A 22533-nucleotide genomic window follows, 5' to 3' on the forward strand; every position below is an offset into this window, starting at 1 on the left:
TATTTAGGTGGGACTGCCTAAATTTCAGTTTCGTGGATCGTCACGATATCGTCAGGTTGTTAAAAAAAATAAAATTATTAACAGTGTTAAGTATATTTGCGGCGTCATGAGTGTGCAAGAAAAAAAAATGAAACATAAAGAGGATTCGCGTAGCAAGATATTAGTTGCAGCGAAGAAGTTATTTGTGGAAGAAGGAATTGAAGCGACCTCCATTCGCAAAATCGCAAAGGAAGTAGATATCAGTCCAACTACCATTTATTTGTATTACAAAGATAAACGAGATATCGTGTATGCTTTGCATTTGGAAGGTTGTTCCCTGTTGCGTACTAGGATGGAGGTATTGATGCATGTGGATCACGCTTTTGAACGTTTAAAAGCTATTGGAAAAGCTTATTTGTCATTTGCGGTAACCGAGCCAGGGTATTACGAATTGCTTTTTATGATGAAAGAACCGATGCAATTCTTAGATGATCATCGTGGGGAAGACTATTGGGAAGAAGGTGATCGTGTCTTTGAAATGTTGATAGAGACGATTAAGGAGTGTCAGCAGGAAGGTTTTTTTAAAGGAATGGATCCGCAAACACTTTCTTTACAATCGTGGAGTACAGTGCATGGAATGGCTTCTTTGTTTTTGTCTGGTCACCTGAAACAATTGAATAATTTATTGTTTTCAGAAGCACTAGAAGCCGAATTTTTAGAACGTACTTTTCAGTTATACGTCAGTATGCTGGAAAGGATAAAATAATTTTATAAACACTGTTAACTATGAAAACAAGATTTCTGATCACGTGTGTGTTAGCCACTACCTTATTTTTTCATTCGGTTAATGCACAAAGCGTTTTGGATGGCTATATCACGATCGGTTTGAAGAATAACTTGACGATCGCGGAGAAAAACCTATCGCTTGATAAAGCGATCGTCAATCTAGATATGGCGCGTAGTATGTATATGCCTACCGTTAGTTTTGATGCGATGTATTCTACGGCCAATGGTGGGCGTATGATCGAATTGCCAGTTGGAGATTTGCTGAATCCAGTGTATCAAACACTCAATCAACTTACACAATCACAAGCATTTCCGATGATCAATAATGAGCGCATCAACTTTTTGCCACGTAACTATTACGATGCGCGTATTCGTGCCGGTATGCCCATCATCAATACCGATATCAAGCACAACAAACACATGAACGAACAAGCGGTGCAGATGCGCGAACACGAGGTAGAAATCTATCAAAGAGAGCTGGTTCGCGACATAAAAATCGCGTATTACAATTACTGGAGCGCAGAAGATGGGGTAAAGGTTTATCAAAATGCCTTGGATCTCGCGCATGAAGGTAAGCGCGTGAATCAAAAACTGCTTGAAGCGGGTAGTGGACTGCCTGCTTATGTAGTACGTGCGGATGCTGAAATAGCACAAGCGGAGTCCAAGTTGGTAGAAGCCGAGCAACAGGTTTCTAATGCACGCTATTATTTTAATATGTTATTAAATAGAGATGCAGAGGAGCCTATCATGCAACAGCCAGCGGATGCGCAGAATTTGGTGCAGCAGGGTGGCGGTTTGCAGGTAGAAGGAAGGGAAGAATTGGAGGTGTTGAACAATCAGATCATTGTACAGGAGACAATGGTGAAGATGAACAAGCAAGTCTTCGTGCCGAAGTTAAACGCATTTGTGGATGTGGGATCGCAGGCAGAACATATGCGTTTCAATCGAGAGTCGCAATATGTGATGATCGGCGCACAGCTTTCTGTGCCCCTCTTTGAAGGTGGTCGCAACAGGCTAAAAATTCGGGAAAGTCAAGTCGCTGTCGCCGAAGCGCAGCAGCAGCGCCTGCGTGTGCAACAGCAGTTGGAAACGTCGGCACGGGTTGCGAATAATGAAGTGACCAGCACGATTCGGAATTATCAAAATGCGAAGAAGCAGCTGGAAGCTGCTGGCACTTATCAGCGACTTATTCAACGCGGATTCAATGAAGGCGTAAATACTTATATCGAAACGATTGATGCGCGTTCACAATATACTAATGCCCAATTGGCCGAAAATCTTGCTTTGTACAAGTGGATGATCGCGGTGGCCAAATTAGAACGAGAAACAGCAAGTTATACATTAGATTAAATCCTATCATGAAAATATCTTATATTAATTTATCTCTTATCACGATCGTCATCCTGTCGTCTTGCGGTCACGCGCAACGCGAAGAAGCCATTTCGGTAGAAGATACCATTCCGGTCACATTATTATCGCTGCAACAGCTTGATGGTGGAGAAACCATCGAAGCGACAGGTGTATTTACCACAGATGATGAAACCGTTTTGGGTTTTAAAAATGGCGGCATTATTCAGCAGATTTATGTAAAAGAAGGTGATCCGATCCGCAAAGGACAGCGATTGGCTTCTGTGCAGGCTACAGAAGTTGACGCAAAAGTCGGGCAAGCCAATGTTGGATTAGAGAAAGCGGAGCGCGATTATCAGCGGGCTCAAAAATTGTATCGCGATAGCGTAGCCACCTTAGAGCAATTGCAAAATGCGCGTTCTGCGTGGGAATTTGCCAAACGCGACATAGAAACTGTTCAGTACAATCAACAACAATTACACATTATCGCGCCCGTTTCGGGATTTGTGCTAGCTCGCTTGGCCAATCAGGGACAGGTCGTCGGTCCGGGAACTCCTGTACTGCAAGTCAACGGCGCTGGCACACATTCTTGGATGCTGAAAGTGGGCGTTAGCGATAGCCAATGGGCTAGAATTCATAATGGAGATGCTGCTGAAATTGAAACAGATGCCCTTCCCGGTCAGAAATTGCAAGCGGTCGTATCGAAAAAACTGGAAGCGATGGATCCGAAATCTGGCACTTTTGCGATCTATCTGGATGTAAAATCATCCCTTAATGGCAAACTAGCGACTGGTGTTTTTGGTAAATCCCGCATCTCCGTCGCGCAGCCAAATAGCACAGCGGCTCGCCAGAATAGTTGGGAAATTCCTTACGAAGCCTTGGTAGATGCTGATGGCAAGAAAGCTTATGTATTTGTAACACGTGATGGCAAGACGGCGACCAAGCAAGCGGTGCAATTAGGCGAGATCGGTCAGCAATCCGTCACCATCGTTTCAGGATTGGAACAGGTGCAAGATGTGATCGTGGCCGGAAGTCCTTACCTCACCGAAGGATCACTCATACGCGTAAAACCATAATATTTTAGAAACTATCGCTATGAGCCTTATAAAATACCCAATCAAAAACTATCAGTTTACCCTGATTATGGTGGTAATGATCATGGTTGTTGCCATTAGCACCCTGCTCACTATGCCGCGCGCAGAAGATCCTGAAATGAAGGCTTCAAACTTTCCAGTCGTGGTGGTTTATCCCGGTACCAGTCCAAAAGATATGGAGAATCTCGTGGTAAAACCATTGGAATCGCGCTTTTACGGATTAGACAACATCAAGACGATCAAGACGACCATCAATAATGGTCTGGCTTTTATCTTCGTGGAATATGAATTCAAAACGGACTACGAAAGCAAGTATCAAGAAATGGTACGGGAGTTGAATGCCGCACGCAGTGAATTGCCCGAAAACATCTACAGCATGCAAGTGCTGAAAGTAGATCCCAACAACGTGAGCGTGATACAAGCGGCTTTGGTGTCTGAAAACGCATCACGAACGACCATGAAGCGACTTTCTGAAGATCTGAAAGCGGAATTGGAAAAAGTGAAATCATTGAAAGATGTGAACATATCTGGCATGCCGCCGCAGCAAATACGTGTCGATCTGCATATGGACAAAATGCGCGAGCAGAAAATCCCCATGGATCGCGTCTTACAAATTGTACGCAGCGAAACCCAAAATATCCCCGGCGGAAGTTTGGATGCAGGAACCCGACATTTCAGCGTAACGACAAGCGGAAGTTATCAAGATGTAACCCAAATTCGCCGTACAGTCGTATCAAGTGCCGAAGGGCGCAACGTGTTTTTGGAAGATATTGCCGATGTATATCCGAGTTTTGGTCCTAATACACACATCACGCGCTTGAATGGATACCAATGTGTACTGATCAATGCTGCGCAAAAAGAGGGCGAGAATATTGCGCAAACACAGGAAGCGTACGCGAAAGTATTAACCAACTTTAAAGAAAAGCTCCCGGATAATGTCGATCTAATTTTATCATTCGATCAAGGAAATAACGTCAACCAGCGCCTTAGTGGATTAGGAATTGATTTCTTAATTGCGATTACGTTGGTGCTGATTACATTGTTGCCACTGGGTACACGCGCTTCGGTGGTCGTGATGATCGCTATTCCGCTATCGCTTGGCTTGGGCTTAATTACGATGAACATTGCGGGTTATTCGCTTAATCAATTGAGTATTGTCGGTTTTGTAGTGGCGCTCGGTTTGGTGGTGGATGATAGTATTGTTGTGGTCGAAAATATTGAGCGCTGGATGCGCGATGGCTATTCTCGATTGGATGCCGCTATTAAAGGTACACAACAAATCGCCTTGGCTGTGGTGGGTTGTACGGTCACGTTGGTGATTGCTTTTATGCCCTTGATGTTTATGCCCGAAATGGCGGGCGAATTTATTCGCAGTATGCCGACGGCAGTAATTGCTTCGGTGGTTGGCTCGATGTTGGTGGCGCTGTTGGTGGTACCATTCTTGGCGAGTAAGCTGCTGAAGCCGCATGAGCACGAGGGTGGAAATATCATTCTCCGCACCATGCAAAAAGGAATCCACCAGACCTATGGTAAATTATTGGACAAAGCATTGAAACATCCGATAATCACGACGGTGATTGCTGCAGTTATTTTTGTGGCTTCATTAGCGCTCATTCCAGTAGTTGGTTTCAGTCTGTTTCCACCGTCCGAGAAACCGCAATTTATGGTGCATGTAACTGCTTCGCAGCAGGCAAACACCATGACGACAGACAGCATTACCCGACAAATAGAGCAAGAACTCAGCGAGATTGCGGATGTGAAATACTATACCAGTAACGTCGGTAAAGGTAATCCGCGCGTGTATTATAATATGCAGCAAGCCAATGAAAATCCGGCGTATGCCGAAATATTTGTACAGCTACACGATGATGTAAAATCAAAACAAAAGATCGCATTGATCGAGCAATTACGCAAACGTTGGTCGCCCTATCTAGGTGCAAAGGTAGAAGTACGTGACTTTGAGCAAGGTGTGCCTGTACTTTCACCTGTGGAGGTTCGTATAGAAGGGGAGAACCTTGATACGCTCCAACGATTGGCTGCATCGGTAGAGACACTGCTTAAAAAGACAGCCGGTACGGAATATGTAAACAACCCTATCAAAAGTAATAAATCCGATATTCGTGTGCGCGTGAATCGCGAAAAAGCGATGGCTTTTGGTGTGCCGAGTAGCACGATTGATCAAACGGTGCGTGTAGCGCTTGCTGGATATTCCGCAGGAACGTTTTCGGATCCCAACTCTGATGACAACGATTACGAAGTACTGGTTACTGTTCCCCGAGGCGAATATGCTGATTTGAATACCTTGGAAGGCATATTTGTACAAAATATAGAAGGACAATCGATTCCGTTGTACCAACTGGCTAGCTTCGAACTAGAATCGTCGCCATCAAGCATTTTTCACCGTAACAAAGAACGTACAGTTTCGGTCAACTCCTTCGTGCAAAAAGGCTACGGCAACGACGAGGTAATTACCTCGGTGATTCAACAGATGGACAGCTTTGATTTTCCAGATGGCTATAGCTATTCGATGGGCGGTGAAGTAGAAAGTCGGGAAGCGGCCTTTGGCGGGTTTTCGACCATAATTATTATCACTGTCTTTATGTTCATCGCGGTGTTGGTTTTGGAATTCAAGACATTCAAAAGTACGCTGATTGTATTGTCTGTGATACCATTGGGCATTGTGGGCGCTGTTTTAGCGTTGCTAATGACGGGGAATACGCTGTCTTTTGTAGCAACGATAGGTATAGTAGCACTCGCTGGAATAGAGGTGAAGAATACCATTTTGTTAGTGGATTTTACCAATCAATTGCGTCGAGAAGGAATGCCTTTGAACGAAGCCATTGAAAAAGCAGGCGAGATTCGCTTCTTGCCTATTATCCTTACTTCGTTAACCGCTATTGGAGGTTTGATGCCGATTGCCTGGTCGTCTAATCCGCTTATTTCGCCGTTGGCGATTGTCATGATCGGCGGTTTGATTAGTTCGACTTTGCTATCACGTGTCGTGACTCCCGTGATTTACAAACTAATCCCGCCGAACGTAGCGGATTAGTAATATCGGTACTTGCGAAGTGTTTTCTGAATGAAACTGCCCCGATTGCGTTAAGCTATCAGGGCAGTTTTAATGTTATTATTGCGTAATGCAGTTTATGTTTATTTCATTTCCACAACTTGTGAGAGTATTTTTCCATCCCAGATATACGTTTCCTGTCTTTTTGTGATGGTCATTTTAGAATCTTCCGGATCAGGATCCTCCGCTACGCCTTCTTCAATGTTTTTATACACCAATAGGCCTAACCATATAAAACCCGTTTTGGTTTCGTTATTTTTTTTGGTACGAAATCATATGCCAAGGCGCATAAAAACCTCTTATTATACTGTTGTTGTAACCAATGCTGATAATTTTGACAGCGGTTCCTACTACAATAGAATCCAGTAGTTTAGCATTTGTACTTGGGTAATCTCTGATGTAGGCCTCATCTGCAATCACATAAGCTGTTGCACCTTCTTCAAGATTCCAGAAATTAAAATTTTCAGAAACGGCGTATGTGGCAGGAATTTCCTGTGCAAAATTTTCTACGGAGAATAGTAGAGCTAACAGGAGTACAGCCAATGCTTTCATGCGGTAAAGTTAAAGATTTGTTAGGGCAATTAATACTACTCGCTACAGTTGTAAGCAATAAATTACCTTGACTAGAACAGTTAACGATACAATAATAGATCCTTTCTAAGTTTAATCTGTCCGCTTAAGCACTACGTCAGCATCGTGTTTTTTATCCACCACCAAGATCAAAGCAGGTTGAGAAATATACTGTTGGCGTTCCCCAACAGTAACCGTATAGCGAAACTGGATTTTCTCTGCATCCAATTTTCGTAGATCCATGGACTCGATTTTCGTTGCAAAATCAGATTGATCCAGCACAATAGCAATGACAAATTGCTGCTCAAAATCTATTGGAGTCGACTGCCCATCCTCGCCCATCAATGTAGCATTGCCAAAAACTAGGTCAAAATCTGCTTGGCTGGTGATTTTAGGATCTTCGGGTATCTGGGCATCATTCTTTACGAAATAATTTTGTGCGATCGCAAATGGCACATCTGTTAATACAGTACCTGCGTGCTCATCCGTCATCAAGTCTAGGCTATCGGGATCTTTTTGTTGTTCGCGCTTTTGTTCTATACTGTGGCAACTATAGAGTACGGTTGCTAATACCAAAAACAATAAATAGGCTGCTGAGGTTGTTGGTCGATTAATCATAATTAAACTTTTCTGTCTTAATTAAAACCGCGCAGGGATAAAAAAGTTTTTTTGTAATTAAGTGTAACAAACGGTAGGTTAGCGCTACTAATTAGTATAAAAAGCCATTTTTAACAATGAAAAGAAATCTATTTACACTCATATTTGTACTTTTGGGTATGAGTAGTACTTTTGCGCAAATCGCAGGTGATTGGAAAGGGAAGTTGGATATCCAAGGCACAAGCTTGGAGCTTGTCTTCCATATTACAGAAACACCTGACGGCATCGCTGCCACGTTAGACATTCCGATGCAGGGAGCGAGCGGATTGCCATTATCCCCATCCACGTTTGAGAATAATACCTTATCGGTGGCTCTAGAACAAGCCGGAATGAAATATGCCGGCACGTTGGAAAGTGGAAAAATCACAGGAACATTCTCGCAAGGAGGCATGGAAATGCCTTTAGTTCTGGAAAAAACCACGATTACAAAACCCGGAGATCCGTCGCTAGTTTCTAGTCCCGAAGAGATCGATGCCTTAATCGCTTTAGACGCTGGTGATTTCGCATATCAAGTAAAAGACTATTTTGCTAAGCCCGTCACTTCAGGTTTTCAGTTATCTCCAAACGGTAAATATATATTGTACCGCGAGAAGGACGACAAAAATAAGCGTCATGTGATGATCAAAGAAGTATCTACGGGTAATGTCATGCGTGCGATCGAAGAGAAAGACGAGCTTATTCGGGGTACGGGCTGGGTTAATGATAACCGATTGATTTATGTGATGGACGAAGGGGGTAATGAAAATTATCACCTATTTGCAATCAATATCGATGGTAGCAACGGCATAGATCTTACCCCATTTGAAGGTGTGCAAGCCAGTATTCTCAATATGCTGAAGGAGCAAAAAGACTTTATCATCGTGCAGATGAATAAGGATAATAAACAAGTTTTTGAGCCTTATAAGGTAAATATCAATACAGGTGATCTAGAAAAGCTATTTACCAATGAAGATCCTGCCAATGCGATTGTCGGGTATGATTTTGATAAAGAAGGTGTGTTACGCGGCTACGCCAAGATGCTAAACGGGACGCAGACCGAGTATTATTATAAGGCTGCTGGTACAGATGGTTTCGTAAAGAAACATACGGGCAGATGGGATGATTCGTTCAGTATTGTATCCTTCAATTACGCCTCAGAAAATAAGGATGAAGCCTATGCGATTACCAATCTCACTTCCGATCGTGCTCGTATCGTGTTGTACGATTTGAACAAGAATGAAGAGATTCGCGAAATATTTGCGCACGATCAATTTGATGCCGATTTAATTTCTCTATCCAGAAAACGTAACTGGGAAGTGGATTATGTAGGTTTCGAAGGGGAGAAGGTAGAGATCAAGCCAATCAGTGAGACCTTTAAGAAGATTTATGCGAATCTGGAAAAGCAGTTTCCAGGCTACGAATTTAGAGTAGTAGGCAAAACTGACGATGAGGATCAACTGTTGATTATTGTACAGAGCGATAAGTTGTACGGCAAGTATTATCACTATGATACGGCTTCTGGCAAAGCAACCTTATTGGTCGACTTAATGCCTCAATTGAAGGAAGCGGACATGGCAGAGGTTCGTCCTATTCAGTTCACTTCGCGTGATGGACTAACGATTCACGGCTATATTACGCTTCCAAAAGCAGCAGTTGATGGACAAAAAGTGCCTTTGATTGTCAATCCGCATGGTGGGCCGCAAGGTGTGCGTGATAGTTGGGGCTTCAACCCAGAAACGCAACTTTTTGCGAGTCGTGGATACGCAACATTACAGGTGAATTTCCGCGTTTCTGGCGGTTATGGCAAAGAATTTTTGCGTGCTGGGTTCAAGCAAGTTGGGCGTAAAGCCATGGACGATGTAGAAGATGGGATTCAATATGCGATTGAGCAAGGTTGGGTCGATAAAGACAATATTGCGATCTATGGTGGTAGCCACGGTGGTTATGCTGTGTTGCGTGGTTTGACCAAGACGCCAGAACTGTATAAAGCTGGTGTAGATTATGTGGGTGTTTCCAATATCTTCACGTTGATGAGTTCGATTCCGGAATACTGGAAGCCTTATAAAGACATGTTATACGAAATCTGGTATGACTTGGATGATGAGAAAGAAGCAGCGATTGCGACAGAAGTTTCTCCCATCTTTCATATCGAGAAGATCCAAGCGCCACTATTTGTCGTGCAAGGTGCAAATGACCCACGTGTTAAGATTGCTGAGGCAGACCAGATCGTGAAAGCTTTGCGCGAGAAAGGTGTGGATGTACCTTATATGGTGAAGTACGATGAGGGACATGGTTTTGGAAAAGAAGAAAATCAAATTCAATTCTATAAAGCGATGATGGGTTTCTTCGGAAAGCACCTTCACTAATCTTTATAACGGTAGTTTGTATTTCAAATAATATTAGTATCTTTGTACATCTGAGAGGAAGGGGGCATCATTTGCCCCCTTTTTTTAATTCAAATCGTGAATCATTTATGCAGGTAGAGCAACGGGTACGGGAGCTGGTGGAGGAAAAAATCGCCGATCGGGATGACTTATTTATCGTTCGTATTAAGATGCAAAGCAATGGTGTTTTGTCTATCTTAGTAGATGGAGATCAAGGATTACCGATTGAAGATTGTGCACAGATTAGCCGCCACGTAGGGTATCATTTGGAGGAAGAAAATGTGCTAGACCAAGCGTATCGTTTGGAAGTATCATCTCCGGGAGTTGATTATCCTTTAGAGTTGTTGCGTCAATACCAGAAAAATGTGGGTCGTCAAGTGAAAATTACTTTGCAAGATGCAAGCACGCGAGAAGGTACGCTATTAGCAGCCTCCGATACGGTAGTGCAGCTGACAGAAAAAGTAAAAGAAAAGGGGAAGAAAGCACGCGAAGAAGAGCGTGAGATTCCTTTTGCAGATATAAAGGAGACTAAGGTGTTAATTTCATTTAAATAAAAATGAGCAGCGATATTAATTTAATTGACTCGTTTCAGGAGTTTAAAGATTTCAAGAATATAGATCGTCCGACGGTGATCACCGTATTGGAAGAGGTATTCCGTAGTATGATTCGTAAACGCTTTGGCACCGACGAAAATGTCGATGTTATTGTCAATCCTGATAATGGAGATTTAGAGATCTGGCGTACCCGTACGGTAATGGATGATGGTTTTTCTGAAGATGATGATCTAGAGATCGAATTGAAAGAAGCGCATACATACGATCCTGATTTGGAGGTTGGAGACGATTATATTGAGCAAATCACATTAGAGAGCTTTGGTCGTAGAGCAATTTTAGCTGCTCGCCAGACGTTGGTTTCGAAAGTATTGGAGCTAGAGAAAGATGAGGTATTCAAGAAATACAAAGATCGCGAAGGCGAACTAGTGATTGGTGAAGTATACCAAATCTGGAAAAAAGAAATCTTGGTATTGGATGAGGATGGCAATGAGTTGATCATGCCAAAAACTGAGCAAATCCCTGCAGATTATTTCAAAAAAGGAGATAACGTTCGTGCCGTAGTACACAAGGTGGATATGATGAATAATAATCCAAAAATTATTATCTCTCGTACTGCGCCAGAATTCCTACAGCGTCTATTCGAACTGGAAGTTCCAGAAATTTTTGATGGATTGATTACCATCAAGAAGATCGTTCGTGAACCAGGAGAGCGTGCCAAAGTAGCCGTAGAATCTTATGATGATCGTATTGATCCAGTAGGAGCTTGTGTGGGTATGAAAGGTTCGCGTATTCATGGTATCGTTCGCGAGTTGCGCAATGAGAATATTGACGTGATTAACTTCACCACCAATAGTTCATTATACATCACCCGTGCCTTGAGTCCAGCACGCATCAGTTCTATTAAATTGAGCGATGGGGATTCTACAGCAGCCGTATACCTGAAGCCAGATCAAGTATCATTAGCGATTGGTCGTGGTGGTCACAATATTAAGTTGGCCGGCAAGTTGACTGGTTACGAGATTGATGTATACAGAGAGAATGATGAAATTGATGAGGATGTGGATATCGAAGAATTCTCTGACGAGATCGATAGCTGGATCATCGACGAATTGAAACGCGTTGGTCTGGATACCGCCAAATCAGTATTGTCACTGTCTCAAGAAGAATTGGTACGCCGTACCGACTTGGAGGAAGATACTATCCAAGAGATTGTGCGAATTCTGCAAGCAGAATTTGAATAATCTACAGAACAAAAACGGCAAGACTATTTTTCATTAAAATGTTAAATAGGTGTAAAAAAAACATATTTTTGTAGTATCATATTTTATAGCGAGTATAAGTTAGATGACAGAAGGTAAAAGCATTAATTTGCTGAAAGCAGCAAAAGAACTAAACATAGGAATCGGGACAGCCGTAGACTTCTTGGTGAAGAAAGGGTTTGACGTGGAGTCGAAGCCAAACACGAAGCTGGGACCAGATATGTATGCTGTTCTTTTGAAAGAGTTTCAGGGAGATAAAATAGTAAAAGACGAAGCAAAACAAATCGTAATCGGAAAGATTCGCCGTGATGAAGCTCCTGTTGTCAATCAGCCTGAAACTACTGTCGACGCCACTGATGACCGCGAAAGTAAAGCGGAAGCCGATCAGGAACCAGCTGCGAAGCAGGAGCCTGTAGAGCCCGTTGTTGCACAAAAGCAGGAAGAAATCAAGGAAGAAAGAAGTCCGCTGAAAGTGGTCGGTAAAATTGATTTGGATAGCCTTAAGCGGGGTAAGCCAGCGCCAAAAGCCGAACAACCTGTAAAAGAAGAGCCGAAAGCAGAACCGGTGGTAACACCACCAGTGGTAGCAGAGGTGAAGAAAGAAGAGCCTGTAGTAGCAAAACCTCAAGCAGAAGCTCCGAAACAAGAAACAGCACCTGAACCTAAAGTGGAACAGAAACCAGTAGAGAAACCAGTGGTATCGGCCGAAAATAAAAAGCCGGAAGAAAAACCAGCGGAAGTTGCCAAAGCGCAGCCAATAGAGAAAAAAGACGAGACTAAACCTCCCGTTAAAGCTCCAGAAGCTAACAATGAAGTCATTCGTGCCAGATCTACCACCTTATCAGGGCCGAAGGTGATCGGTAAAATTGAGCTTCCTGTATTTAAATCGAATAAACCAGTTGCCTCTTCATCTGATGCCGCTAACAACGACAACAGACGTAAGCGCAAACGTACGATTACACCACCTAATAAACCTGGCCAAACTACGCCAGGAGCTACGGGATCTCAGCAGAACCGTCCAGGCGGCGGGCCGAATGATCGTAACAGAACAGGTGGACCAGGAAGACCGGGAGATCGTAATCACCCAGGAAACAGAGGTCGCCAAGATAATCGTGGAAGAGCTACAGGACCGGCAACTCCGAAAGAGGAACCTACTGAAAAAGATATCCAAGATCAAATCAAAGCGACATTAGCTCGCTTGAGCGGAGCTGGTAAATCAGGTAAGTTTGCTCAACGTGCCAAACTACGTCGCCAGAAACGCGATGATGTTGCCCTATCTGCGGAAGAGGCGGCAATGGAGCAAGAAGCACAATCAAGAATTCTTCGTGTCACAGAGTTTGTCACAGCGAATGAATTGGCGAATTTGATGGACGTGTCGGTGACGCAGGTTATTTCGACTTGTATGAGCTTAGGCATGTTCGTGTCCATCAACCAACGTTTGGATGCAGAGACGCTAACGATTGTAGCAGACGAATTCGGTTATGAAATTGAGTTCATCAAACCAGAAGACGAAGAGGTTGCTGATCTTGAAGTAGCAGATATAGAAGAAAACTTAGTTCCTAGAGCACCAATCGTAACGGTGATGGGACACGTTGACCACGGTAAAACATCCTTATTAGATTTTATACGTAAGGCTAACGTGACAGGTGGTGAAGCCGGAGGTATTACGCAGCACATCGGTGCATATGCTGTAAAACTAGAAGATGGGCGTCAGATCACGTTCTTAGATACACCGGGTCACGAAGCCTTTACGGCGATGCGTGCACGTGGTGCCAAGGTAACCGATATTGTTATTATCGTGATCGCGGCGGATGATGCCGTGATGCCGCAAACGAAAGAGGCCATTAACCATGCGCAAGCAGCTGGTGTGCCGATTGTATTTGCCTTTACGAAAGTAGATAAAGCGGGATCAAACCCAGATAGAATTCGCGAGCAACTTTCTGCGATGAATATCTTGGTAGAAGAATGGGGTGGTAAATACCAAGCTCAGGAGATCTCAGCAAAAACGGGTGATAACGTCGAGTTATTACTAGAGAAAGTATTATTAGAAGCAGAATTATTAGATCTGAAAGCGGATCCTAAGAAACGTGCAGTAGGTTCTGTAATTGAAGCAGCACTAGATAAAGGTCGTGGTATTGTGACTACGGTATTGATTCAAGGTGGTACATTGCGTGTTGGAGATGCGATCTTAGCAGGTTCACACTCTGGTAAAGTGAAAGCGTTAACCAACGAGCGTGGCGAGCGGGTTAAAGAAGCAGGTCCAGCTACTCCAGTACAGATCTTGGGTATGGGCGGCGCACCGACAGCGGGAGATAAATTCTACGCGATGGAAAGCGAACCAGAAGCAAGACAGGTAGCCAACAAACGTCTACAATTGCAGCGTGAGCAAGGAATGCGTGCTACTAAGCACATTACTTTGGATGAGATCGGTCGTCGTCTGGCAATCGGTAACTTCAAGGAGCTTAACTTGATCGTGAAAGGTGATGTGGATGGATCTATCGAGGCACTATCCGATTCATTATTGAAATTGTCTACCGACGAGATTCAAGTGAATATCATTCACAAATCGGTGGGAGCAATCTCTGAGTCAGATGTATTGTTAGCATCCGCTTCCGATGCGATTATCATTGGTTTCCAAGTACGTCCTACACAGGGATCACGTAAATTGGCCGAGCAAGAGCAGATCGACATCAGATTGTACTCCATCATCTACGATGCGATCGATGAGATCAAGTCGGCGATGGAAGGTATGTTGGCACCGAAATTCGAAGAGAAGATCGTGGCTAACGTGGAGATCCGTGAGACCTTTAAAATCTCTAAAGTGGGAACTATTGCTGGATGTATGGTCTTGGAAGGTAAGATTAATAGAAACAATGATATCCGCGTGATTCGCGATGGTGTGGTAATTCATACCGGCAAATTAGCTTCCTTGAAGCGTTTCAAAGACGATGTGAAAGAGGTAACATTCGGTTACGAATGTGGTCTTAACATCGATCGTTTTAACGAGATCCAAGAGGGTGATATCGTGGAAGCTTATGAGCAAGTAGAAGTTAAACGTAAATTGTAATCGGTGCTCCGCGCTTGAAGAAGCGTAGAAGATTACTAGAATATACAGTTACAAGTCCTGACATGGTTTATCCATGTCAGGACTTTTTCTTTTCCACCAAGTTGTATAGGTAATTTCAATCCCACTTTGCACTAATTTAATAGCGCAGCTAATTCGGCGATTATTTCGAGTTGAAGAAGAGGGTAGGAATAGCTATATGCAATAAATAATTCACACAGAAGAGCCACCTTTCTTGGGTGGCTCTTCTGTGTGAAATGATTAGCAGGACAGAATTACAGATAGCGCATCTATTCCTGGATCAGTCAATCTCGTCGTCAATTATACCAATAAGCTTGGTTTCTCTTGATAGGTTTTCCAAAGCAATTCACCGAATAAGGTATTTGTCCAGGCAAACCAGTGACGCGTGTAGTTTTTAGGATCATCCTTGTGAAATGATTCGTGCATAAAACCAGTATCGCCATGCGTTTTCTTCAGCGTTTGGATACATGTTCTAATTTCTGCATCGTCCGAAGAAGTCATCGCGCGCATGATGATCGCCATTGGCCAGATCATATCACGTCCGATATGCGGACCACCAACTCCTTCAGCCGCCGTTCCTTTAAAGAAGAAAGGATTTTCTTCCGAAAGGATGAATTTGCGCGTGCGTTGGTATACCTCATCATTCTTATCCACAGCACCTAAGTAAGGTAGCGATAATAAGCTTGGTACATTCGCATCATCCATCATCATATAACTACCATAACCATCTACTTCGAATGCGTAAACACGTCCGTGTGTTGGGTGGTCGATGATACCGTATTTATTCACCGCTTGCTCCACTTCGTTTGCCAAGGCTTCCATTTTCTGTGCTAAGTCGGTGTTGTTTTTTACCTTTCTCAAGATCTCCGCTGATTGTCTTAAACTGACAATCGCAAATAGGTTTGAAGGAATCAAGAACGGTAACATGGTACAGTCATCCGATGGGCGGAAGCTAGAGCAGATTAAGCCAACTGGCTTTACTGGATATCCCCAGCCATCTACTTGCAAGGTATCTGTACCACGAGGTGTGGTACGCATAAAGTTGTACGGACCTAAACTTTCCTTACGCTGTTGCTCCACGAAGGTTTTGTAAGTGTTTTCCTGTGCTTGTACCCATTCCGCATCGAAAGGAGAAGTATCTTTGGTTTCTTGCCAATAGGCATGAGCCAAACGAACTGGATAACACAAAGAATCGATTTCCCACTTGCGCTCATGGATTCCAGCTTTCATCTCGGTATGATCCGAAAACCATTCGCCCTCTTTGGTTGGATCGTTATAGAATGCATTGGCATATGGATCTATGTTGATACACTTTGCTTGTTTGTTGATCAATCCAACGATCAAGTTTTGCAGATTTTTATCCTTTTTCATGAAGGGCAAATACGGCCACACTTGCGCACTACTATCACGCAACCACATCGCATCGATGTCGCCCGTAATTACGTAGGTCAATTTTTGAGTGGCAGTAGAGTCGTCATATATGGTCGTATCTAAGGTGTTTGGAAAACAGTTGTGAAACAACCAGCCCAATTCCTTGTCGGCCACTTTGCTTTGAAATTCTTTAATAATATTCTCGACAACTTTACTTTTAAAATGTCTGTCTTTCTCAGCGACTCTGACTACCGGAAAGTTGGAGTACCCATCGGCGGCTAGTGAAAACTTGCTTGCCAACATGCCTGCGCCAAAAAGAGCGGAGTTCTGAATAAAGGTTCTACGCTTCATGCTAATGTATATTATAGGTTTTTTAGTTTATTATTGTGTGCTACAAGATACATATTTTATGCAAAAAAATATTAATAAAAACGTTTTAGCCTAACCTAACCATCTATTATAGTTAGATTTAAATGATGTATTCTTTGAACGTAGCTATTTAGGTACAAAAATTGCGTCCTGCATTAAAAATTTTGTCTAATTTCGTGGTTATGAAGATTTCTCACGGTTTGATCCTCGCCTTAGGTTGTTTAGGGTTTGCTGTTCCGGCTCGCGCGCAGATAGATTACTTACCTTATTCCTATTCTCTATACCAGCAATATGGAGAGGTGCTATACGGAGCCGATAGTCGTGAGTTTACTACTGTAAAACCTTTATTATTGAAGAAAAGGTTATTTGCTGCGCACGATTCTATTACTACTTTGAATCGTACCAATTCTGATAATTGGTTTGCAAGAAAGCTATTTAATGAACATTTAGTGGAGGCGAATGGCGAAGATTATCGCTTCTATGCCGATGTGATTCCTGATCTGATGATTGGTTCAGATCTGAGCGCGTCCGACAGGAAAAATGTGTGGCTAGGTTCTAAAGGAATACAAGCCGGCTTCAGTTACAAAGATAAGTTTGTGTTTTATGGTAATCTGATTGATAATCGCGCGGTGTTTCCGAATTATCTAACCGATTATATCAATACCAATGAGGTGGTGCCAGGGCAAGGTGTAGTGCGAAGCAGTAATGGAGATCGTAAATCGTGGCTTTTTGCGACGGCCAATGCGACCTACGCATTTGGTGATTATTTTCAAGCTTCGGTAGGTTACGATCGCAATCATATCGGTGACGGTTACCGCTCCGTGCTTTTATCCGACTTTTCTTCTAATTATGCGCAACTTCGACTTACAGGTTCGGTTGGTAACGTGCGCTATACCTCGGTATGGGCGTATATGAATGACCCGAGGACAGCACGGATAGATTCGCTAAACAGTGGATCACAATTTGGTGATGGCAAAAAGTGGGGTGCTTTTCAATACTTGGATTATAATATTTCAAACCGTTTGTCAGTCGGTTTCTTTCAAGCCGTGATCTGGGCCAATAGAAATCAAGCAGGTAGTCGAGGTTTTGATTGGAATTATGCGATTCCGATCAATTTTCTGCGTCCGATCGAATCCAACAACTCTTCGTCGCCCGACAAGATGTTTCTGGGTTTGAATGCTAAATATAAAACATGGCAAAACATCACACTGTACAGCCAGTTTCTGTTAGGCGAATTTACGGGAAGCGAATTTTTTGCTGGAAACGGCTACATCCACAACAAATGGGCTGCACAGCTGGGTGCTCGTGGATATCATATGTTTGGCGTGCGCAACTTGAGCTTGCTTGCGGAATACAATTTGGCACGGCCATATACTTATCAACACTTTGTGTCGATTTCTAATTACAGTAATAATGCGGAGCCTTTGGCTCATCCACGTGGTGCTAATTTTCGTGAAGTAGTGGGTATTGCTAATTATGCTTGGAGACGATTCCATTTTTCATTGCATGGTATGTATAGCTTATTTGGCACAGATCCAGGCGATGGTACGAGTTATGGCGGAGATATCTTCGAATCGTACGAGAATTATCCGAATTGGTACGGAAATAGCATCGGGCAAGGTATTCGCAATGATTTATACTTTGCAGATGTGCGTGCTTCTTATGTACTCAACCCAACGTACAATCTACGTTTTGAGGTAGGCTATACGCATCGTCAGCAAAATATTGCTGATCGGCCTTCGATACGTACAGGCGTGATATCTGTCGGTTTACGTTCTACTTTTCGACCATTCTATGGCGATATTTAAGCTTTCTTACCTACGCTGTATATCATCAAACATTTGACAATCATCCTCTATGAAAAAAATATTACTATTAAACGGCCCTAACTTAAACTTATTAGGAGTACGGGAGAAAAGCATTTATGGCGATCAGGATTTTGTTTCCTTTTTTGAAGAATTGAAGGACGAATTTCCTGATGTAGATTTGATGTATTTTCAAGCGAATAGCGAAGGTGCTATTATTGATGAGATTCAAAGAGTAGGATTTGAGTGGGATGGTATCGTGCTGAATGCCGGTGCGTACACACACACCTCTATTGCCATTGCGGATGCCATTGCGGCAGTAACTACTCCCGTGATCGAAGTGCACATTTCTAATGTACATCAACGGGAAGAGTTTAGACATCATTCGTATCTATCTGCGCAATGCAAAGGCGTTATTCTTGGTTTCGGACTGAATAGCTATCGTTTAGGAATTTTAAGTTTAATGTTGTCTTAAAAAGACAATATTAAACTTGCGCTCTGCGCTTATTGAATTTGGGCAACAATAAATAGATCAGAAAGCTGATTAACGCGCCACCGCACATTACCGCTACCATCGGCAATTGTGTGCCATTATGAAAATGACTAACCAACGCAGAAGAACCGGCACCCAAAGCCATCTGTATACATCCTAATAAAGCAGAAGCACTACCAGCTAAGCGATCAAACGGCGCTAAAGCCAGGGCAGAGGTATTAGGGAAAATAAATCCTTGTGCGCAAAGAAATAAACAGATTAATGCCAACAAGGTGATGAGGTTAAGCATTCCCGTGAGGGCAAATATGACCAATAAAATCCCCGCAGATGCTTGGAAATAACTCGCTTTCTTAGAAATTTCTTCACTTGTTAACTTATTTAACAAGACCCGATTCAATTGCGTGGCGATGATCAAGCATGATGCGACCATCGCAAACGCAATACCATATTGCGATTCACTAAGGCCATGCAGCGATTGCAGTACGTATGGTGATCCTGATAAGTATGCGTACAAACCACTCGCTGCAAAACCACCAACCATCGCATAAAGCAAGAATACGGGCGTCTTGAATACCGACCAGTAACCTTTTATGATATCTTTCGGGTACAACGACATGTGCCGATTACCTTTATAAGATTCTGGTAAGACAAAAATAACGGCGAGTAAAATTAAGACAGCCAAACCTGTTAGGATAAGGAAAATGATATGCCAATCAAAATGGGCTAATACAAAGGCACCAACACTAGGCGCAATAATCGGTGAAATACCGATCACCAACATGAGCATACTGAAAACTTTAGCGCCTTCGCGAGGATCAAAATAGTCACGAACCATAGCTCTAGATGCGACCATACCAGAGCAGCTACCTAAAGCTTGCAAGAAGCGAAACACAATTAAGTGGTCAGCATTTTCGGTGAAGGCACACATGATGGACGCTACGATATAAATGATGAGACCAACAAATAGCGGTTTTTTGCGGCCAAATTTATCTAAAAGTGGCCCGTATATGATCTGACCGATAGCGATACCCACAAAGAAAGCGGTCAGCGATAACTGTATCTTTTCGATTGGTGAATCGAAATCCGCTGCTATCGTATCAAAAGCCGGGAGGTACATGTCAATCGAAAACGGGCCAATGGCAGACAGCAAACCAAGAATCAGTAATATGATAAAACGCCTTGATTTGGAAAGAGAATTAAAATTCATATAGTAGTAGCGTGTTGAAAAAGAGAAAATTAAAAAAGCCCTTCTTGGTAGTCGAAGGGCTTCTATTCTTAGCGAGTTACCGATGTGGTTTTTCGCAGTAATAAATATAACCCGACGAGTATAAAAGGAATGCTCAGAATCTGTCCCATATTGAGTGCCATGCCTTGCTCGAATGCCACTTGATCGATCTTGAAATGCTCTAGAGCTAGTCGTGCTCCAAACAATAGGATAAGCAGCGTTCCAAACAATTTTCCGGGTTTTGGATTCTGATTCTTCTGATACAGATACCACATGATCGCGAAGGAGATCAAATAAGCAATGGCTTCATAAAGCTGTGCAGGATGTCTCGGTATGTTGTCTATTTGTTGGAAGATGATCGCCCAAGGTAAGTCCGTCGGGTGACCAAGTATTTCCGAATTGAAGAAGTTGCCTAAGCGGATGAAAAAACAAGCAATCGGCACGACTAAGACTAAACGATCTGTAATCCAGATAAAGTTCATCTTGGTATTGCGAGCAAATAACCACAAAGCGGTCAATATTCCGATCGCACCACCGTGGCTGGCCAATCCTGTAAAACCAGTCATCTGCCATTGGCCATTCACTTGTTGAAATGGAATGAATATTTCCAGCAGGTGATCTTTATAATAGGCAAAGTCGTAAAAAAGACAATGGCCGAGTCTTGCTCCAAGTAGCGTACCTAGAAAGATATAGATCGTAAGCTTATCCAATAATTCCTGTGATTTGCCTTCTCGATTAAAGACTTTCAGCATGAAAAAATACGACGAAGCAAACGCTAATAGCCAGCATAGAGAGTAATACCTTAAACCGAAGGATCCTATCGTAAATATTTCGGGTTCGATATTCCAAACGATATGTGCCAGAGTAGTTGTCATGCGGTCAAATTATGGCGTAAAGATAAGGTTTACTCGGTTAGTTTTTGTCATATCTGTTTGAAATACTTATTTTGCGTAGCACAAATTAAGTATTATGAGTAAAAAGAATTCTAAAGAGAATAAACACGTCGAAGTAGTCAATAAGCAATCATTGGCCTTTTTCGAAAGCTATATAAATAATCCTTCTCCTACTGGTTTTGAATGGCAAGGGCAACGCCTTTGGTTAGATTATCTCAAACCCTATGTAGATGATACGTATATTGATAATTACGGTACCGCCGTCGGGATTATTAATCCAGATGCGCCATATAAGGTGGTGATCGAGGCGCATGCCGATGAGATTTCTTGGTTTGTAAATTACATCACTTCGGATGGATTGATTTACGTAATTCGCAATGGCGGATCCGATCATCAGATCGCACCTTCTAAAAGAGTGAACATCCATACCGACAATGGTATTGTGAAAGCGGTATTTGGTTGGCCTGCAATCCACACCCGTTCGGGCGAGAAAGAAGATGCGCCTACTTTGAAAAATATATTTTTAGACTGTGGATGTACTTCGAAAGGCGAAGTCGAAGCCTTGGGTATTCATGTGGGAAGCGTGGTGACCTACGAAGATGAATTTATGGTGCTCAATGATCGTTATTACGTGGGGCGTGCCTTGGATAATCGTGCCGGTGGCCTAATGATTGCCGAAGTCGCGCGTTTGTTGAAAGAGAATAAGAAGAAATTGCCTTTTGGTTTGTACATCGTGAATTCTGTACAAGAAGAAATCGGATTGAAAGGAGCGGAGATGATTGCCGATTACATCAAGCCAAACGTGGCTATCGTGACCGACGTCACGCATGATACGACGACGCCAATGATTAACAAAATCACGCAAGGTGATTTGGCGTGTGGTAAGGGGCCGGTGGTATCGTATGCGCCTGCCGTACAGATCAATCTGAATAAAATGCTGATTGAAGTAGCAAAAGAGCATAATATTCCATTCCAACGACAAGCCTCATCTCGCTTTACAGGCACAGATACCGATGCTTTTGCTTATTCTAATGGAGGCGTGCCTTCGGCATTGATCTCACTACCGTTGCGCTACATGCACACCACGGTTGAGATGATTCATAAGGAAGATGTGGACAATGTGATCCGCTTGATTTACGAAATGGTGCTTGCTATTAAGCCTGATCAAGATTTTCGTACTTTCACTAAATAATTGTAGACAGCCAATATGAGTAATAATCAAAATAATCCGAACCCAGAAGGGCAGGAGATCAATATCGAACTGACCGAAGAAGTAGCGGAAGGTATTTATTCTAATCTTGCTATTATCACACATTCGAATACGGAGTTTGTGGTGGATTTTGTGCGAATTATGCCAGGTGTGCCCAAAGCGAAGGTAAAATCACGGATTATACTTACGCCCGAGCATGCCAAGCGACTGCTTTCTGCTTTGCAAGACAATGTGAATCGATTTGAGGCGCAAAATGGAAAGATTGACCCGAGGGAAGTGCCTGTTCCACTCAATTTTGGTGGACCAACTGGTCAGGCTTAATTCTGTTATCAACATACAAGAGGCTTATTTATAAGCCTCTTTTTTTGCCTGTGATCAGCAGGGTTTGGTGTGCAAACAATCTTTT

General features: G+C 42.9%; 18 protein-coding genes. 12 read left to right on the top strand and 6 right to left on the bottom strand.

From position 1 onward, the window contains the following. Positions 1-127: 127 nt before the first annotated feature. From AC3IRT_RS06095 to AC3IRT_RS06110, 4 genes are read left to right on the top strand one after another with little or no spacing between them, the layout of a single operon-like run. Positions 128-745 carry a TetR/AcrR family transcriptional regulator gene (locus AC3IRT_RS06095; RefSeq protein ID WP_489395521.1) on the top strand — a complete coding sequence of 206 codons (618 nt, stop codon included), beginning with the start codon at positions 128-130 and terminating at the stop codon, positions 743-745. Between the two features lie 20 nt (positions 746-765). Further along, positions 766-2115, top strand: a complete 1350-nt coding sequence (locus tag AC3IRT_RS06100; protein ID WP_489395522.1) for a TolC family protein — start codon at positions 766-768, stop codon at positions 2113-2115. Between the two features lie 8 nt (positions 2116-2123). Continuing rightward, positions 2124-3188, top strand: a complete 1065-nt coding sequence (locus AC3IRT_RS06105) for an efflux RND transporter periplasmic adaptor subunit (protein WP_489395523.1) — start codon at positions 2124-2126, stop codon at positions 3186-3188. A 19-nt stretch (positions 3189-3207) separates the two neighbouring features. Then, on the top strand, positions 3208-6255 hold the full coding sequence (locus tag AC3IRT_RS06110) for an efflux RND transporter permease subunit (RefSeq protein ID WP_489395524.1): 3048 nt from the start codon (positions 3208-3210) through the stop codon (positions 6253-6255). Between the two features lie 101 nt (positions 6256-6356). On the opposite strand, the gene AC3IRT_RS06115 is transcribed toward AC3IRT_RS06110, so the two are convergent. From AC3IRT_RS06115 to AC3IRT_RS06125, 3 genes are all read right to left on the bottom strand, one after another. Then, positions 6357-6488 (bottom strand): hypothetical protein, encoded by a 132-nt coding sequence (locus AC3IRT_RS06115; protein ID WP_489395525.1) that lies wholly within the window; start codon positions 6486-6488, stop codon positions 6357-6359. 37 nt (positions 6489-6525) lie between these two features. Then, on the bottom strand, positions 6526-6825 hold the full coding sequence (locus tag AC3IRT_RS06120) for a hypothetical protein (protein ID WP_489395526.1): 300 nt from the start codon (positions 6823-6825) through the stop codon (positions 6526-6528). Between the two features lie 111 nt (positions 6826-6936). After that, the gene (locus AC3IRT_RS06125; RefSeq protein WP_489395527.1) at positions 6937-7461 is read right to left on the bottom strand and encodes a hypothetical protein; all 525 of its coding nucleotides are present in this window, start codon (positions 7459-7461) and stop codon (positions 6937-6939) included. A 116-nt stretch (positions 7462-7577) separates the two neighbouring features. Here AC3IRT_RS06125 and AC3IRT_RS06130 point away from each other — a divergent pair, with 116 nt between their 5' ends. The 4 genes from AC3IRT_RS06130 (at position 7578) to infB (ending at position 14743) form a co-directional block, all read left to right on the top strand. Continuing rightward, positions 7578-9845 (top strand): S9 family peptidase, encoded by a 2268-nt coding sequence (locus tag AC3IRT_RS06130; RefSeq protein WP_489395528.1) that lies wholly within the window; start codon positions 7578-7580, stop codon positions 9843-9845. Between the two features lie 107 nt (positions 9846-9952). Beyond that, positions 9953-10417: a ribosome assembly cofactor RimP gene (rimP, locus tag AC3IRT_RS06135; protein ID WP_489395529.1), complete on the top strand. Its 465-nt coding sequence runs from the start codon at positions 9953-9955 to the stop codon at positions 10415-10417. A 2-nt stretch (positions 10418-10419) separates the two neighbouring features. Beyond that, entirely contained in the window at positions 10420-11658 is a 1239-nt protein-coding gene (gene nusA, locus AC3IRT_RS06140; protein ID WP_489395530.1) for a transcription termination factor NusA, read from the top strand. A gap of 103 nt (positions 11659-11761) precedes the next feature. After that, the gene (gene infB, locus AC3IRT_RS06145; protein ID WP_489395531.1) at positions 11762-14743 is read left to right on the top strand and encodes a translation initiation factor IF-2; all 2982 of its coding nucleotides are present in this window, start codon (positions 11762-11764) and stop codon (positions 14741-14743) included. A gap of 318 nt (positions 14744-15061) precedes the next feature. Here the strand turns inward: infB and AC3IRT_RS06150 are convergent, their stop codons facing one another. Continuing rightward, positions 15062-16483 carry a glycoside hydrolase family 125 protein gene (locus AC3IRT_RS06150; protein WP_489395532.1) on the bottom strand — a complete coding sequence of 474 codons (1422 nt, stop codon included), beginning with the start codon at positions 16481-16483 and terminating at the stop codon, positions 15062-15064. Between the two features lie 200 nt (positions 16484-16683). Between AC3IRT_RS06150 and AC3IRT_RS06155 the strand changes: the two genes are divergently transcribed. Continuing rightward, complete coding sequence (locus AC3IRT_RS06155) at positions 16684-18309, top strand: gliding motility protein RemB (RefSeq protein WP_489395533.1); 1626 nt, start codon at positions 16684-16686, stop codon at positions 18307-18309. 49 nt (positions 18310-18358) lie between these two features. Continuing rightward, entirely contained in the window at positions 18359-18781 is a 423-nt protein-coding gene (gene aroQ / locus AC3IRT_RS06160) for a type II 3-dehydroquinate dehydratase (protein ID WP_489395534.1), read from the top strand. Positions 18782-18791: 10 nt separating this feature from the next. Here the strand turns inward: aroQ and AC3IRT_RS06165 are convergent, their stop codons facing one another. Next, entirely contained in the window at positions 18792-20006 is a 1215-nt protein-coding gene (locus tag AC3IRT_RS06165; RefSeq protein WP_489395535.1) for a multidrug effflux MFS transporter, read from the bottom strand. Positions 20007-20074: 68 nt separating this feature from the next. Continuing rightward, complete coding sequence (gene lgt / locus AC3IRT_RS06170) at positions 20075-20899, bottom strand: prolipoprotein diacylglyceryl transferase (RefSeq protein WP_489395536.1); 825 nt, start codon at positions 20897-20899, stop codon at positions 20075-20077. Positions 20900-20993: 94 nt separating this feature from the next. On the opposite strand from lgt, the gene AC3IRT_RS06175 reads away from it, so the two are divergent. Together AC3IRT_RS06175 and AC3IRT_RS06180 are read left to right on the top strand one after the other, a co-directional pair. After that, a complete protein-coding gene (locus AC3IRT_RS06175; protein ID WP_489395537.1) occupies positions 20994-22109 on the top strand; it encodes a M42 family metallopeptidase in 1116 nt (371 codons plus the stop codon). 15 nt (positions 22110-22124) lie between these two features. Further along, positions 22125-22448: a DUF3467 domain-containing protein gene (locus AC3IRT_RS06180; RefSeq protein ID WP_489395538.1), complete on the top strand. Its 324-nt coding sequence runs from the start codon at positions 22125-22127 to the stop codon at positions 22446-22448. Positions 22449-22533: the final 85 nt, after the last annotated feature.

Source organism: Sphingobacterium sp. KH_072, assembly GCF_057837975.1.